The sequence below is a fragment of the Bacillus sp. GW823-FHT06B01 genome (assembly GCF_058952315.1).
On sequence record NZ_JBXAHR010000023.1, the window covers coordinates 1 to 2,384 of the forward strand.

2 protein-coding genes are annotated in these 2,384 nt (G+C 33.6%); both read right to left on the reverse strand.

The genetic code is table 11. The annotated features are described in order from the left end of the window. Positions 1–226 precede the first annotated feature (226 nt). Entirely contained in the window at positions 227–958 is a 732-nt protein-coding gene (locus AC1Q8N_RS28675; RefSeq protein WP_098080542.1) for a DsbA family oxidoreductase, read from the reverse strand. A gap of 184 nt (positions 959–1,142) precedes the next feature. Next, complete coding sequence (locus AC1Q8N_RS28680; RefSeq protein WP_098080540.1) at positions 1,143–2,102, reverse strand: alpha/beta hydrolase; 960 nt, start codon at positions 2,100–2,102, stop codon at positions 1,143–1,145. Positions 2,103–2,384 lie beyond the last annotated feature (282 nt).

Sequence of the window (2,384 nt, forward strand, 5' to 3'; positions counted from 1 at the left end):
ATGTCAACTAAGTTTTTTATTTTGTGTGCCGCGTTCTGCGTTATTGCATCGGCGACTTGTTCTATATTACACCTCTAAGATACAACCGTCAATATGTTTTTATAAAAAAACTTCATTTTTTATAAATCTTATTTACGTTATTAAATTATGTATTTATATACCTCTTCTATAAGAATAGATAAGCAACCCATAAAATACTCTATGGGTTGCTATTCCTTCATAAAAACTATTGTTCTTTTGAAGGTATCGAACAACTTTCATCCGTACAAGACATATCGCTTCTACCCTCTGAAGAAAGCTCTTGTAACTTAGGTGCAGGATTCTCTTCTTCCCACACTTGTTGAAGTGCACCGACAAAAGTTTCGAGTGGTTGCGCACCTGAAATAGCATACTTTTGATTAATAATAAAATAAGGTACTCCTGAAATTTGATATTGCTGAGCAATCGCTTCATCAATTCTAACATCATTTGCATATGCACCTTTATCATTAATAACACGTAAAGCTTCTTGCTTATCTAAACCTGAAGCTTCAGCAATAGTAGCAAGCGTATCCATATCACTTAAATTTCTCGATTCAGTGAAATATGCAAAAAGTAGATTTTCCGTAATCTCTTTTTCTTTCCCTTGATCCTTTGCAAATTTAGCTAGACGATGCGCATCAAAAGTGTTCGTCGGCTTCATCTCTTCAAAATTAAAATTTAAATCCATACTAGCTGCATGATTTCCTAGTTGTACATTATTACGCTTAGCTTCTTCAATACTAATCCCGTACTTTGATGCAAGTACTTCATTAATACTTGTTCCAGAATAGATTGGAGCATTTTGGTCTAATTCAAAACTTTTAAACTCCACTTCAACATCCTTCTTATGCGGAAATTGCTCTAAAGCCATTTCTAATCTACGTTTCCCAATATAACAAAATGGGCATACAAAATCTGACCATACTTCAATTTTCATAGAAACACCTCATTAACATGTAGTTTTCAATTATTGTAGCACTGGCAATAAGGAATTCAAAAATTTATGCTTCAAACCTTATATACTACAAACTAAAATAAGTTTTTAAATAGAAAAAACGATCATCAAAAGTATAAAAACATTTCCTTCTGATTATCGTATATACAAATCTAAAACAATCTAATTACGCCGGAATGTATCTCCCCACGAACTTCCATACGGTATTCCAATATTTATTCGAATCTACCTTCTCGGCTTCTCCATGTCCAGCACCTGGAACAATTAATTTCTCTTTTTCTACTTTTGCAGCATTATATACTTCATCTAACATTTCATAAGGAACAAATGTATCAGCATCCCCATGAATAAATAGCATAGGTGTTTTACTTTTCGCCACTTGTTTTATAGCTGAAGCTTCTTCTAAATCATATCCAGCTCTTAATTTTGTAACTGTATTTGCCGCATTCATAACAGGAAACTTTGGCAAATGGAATAAATCTTTTAGTTGATACGTAAATTCATCCATAACAGTTGAGTATCCACAATCTTCAATAATAACTTTAACGTTAGAAGGTAACTCTTCACCTGAAGTCATCATTACAGTTGCTCCCCCCATTGAAACACCAAAGAGTGCTATTTCAGCATTAGGGTCTTTCTTTACAATTTGTTGAATCCAAATCAAAATATCTTTACGATCATGCCAGCCCATCCCTATATAATCACCTTCACTATTTCCATGCCCACGAAGGTCTGGCGCTATGACGTTATATCCTTGTTCATAAAAGTTCCGGATATATTTCGGCATTTTCGATGCCCTACTATCATACCCATGAACTACAATTGCCCATTTATGGCTAGATTGTTCATTCATATATTCATAACCTGTCAATTTCAACTTATCGAAAGAATTTATGTTTCGTGTATTAGGTTTATGATTTGATACAAAGTTCGCATCCTTTTCTTCATTTGTAGCGAACACACCTCCCGCTGCATTCGCAGTTTCTACTAAGTGAGGATTATCCTCTAAAAACTCTTTCTCTTGTTTCGCATTCAACGCATAATTATAAAAATAATTCCCGACTAACATATAAGTAATTGCTAGAAGGACTAAAACTACTATAGTAATTACACCTATCTTTTTCATATTATCTCCTTAAAAAAGTTTAAATCTTCCTATATTAAAGTACCTCGAAAAACAACTGTACTATTTTAACACACCGATAGATTGCTTCCACAAAAAATAGAATAGAAAATCTTAAACTACACATCAAAAATGAAGAAAGAAAATGAATATGAGGGGATCAAAAAAATACAGATTACTTACTTGAAGCTGATAAGAAGTTTAAAACACAAAAAAGACGAGTCATTCTGACTCGTCTTAAAGTTGCTTGGCGACGTCCTACTCTCACAGGGACAAGGTCCCAAC

What these genes read in the sequence shown, in the direction of transcription:
- AC1Q8N_RS28675 (WP_098080542.1), bottom strand. Translation starts at nt 958, where the DNA reads ATGAAAATTGAAGTATGGTCAGATTTTGTATGCCCATTTTGTTATATT.
- AC1Q8N_RS28680 (WP_098080540.1), bottom strand. Translation starts at nt 2,102, where the DNA reads ATGAAAAAGATAGGTGTAATTACTATAGTAGTTTTAGTCCTTCTAGCA.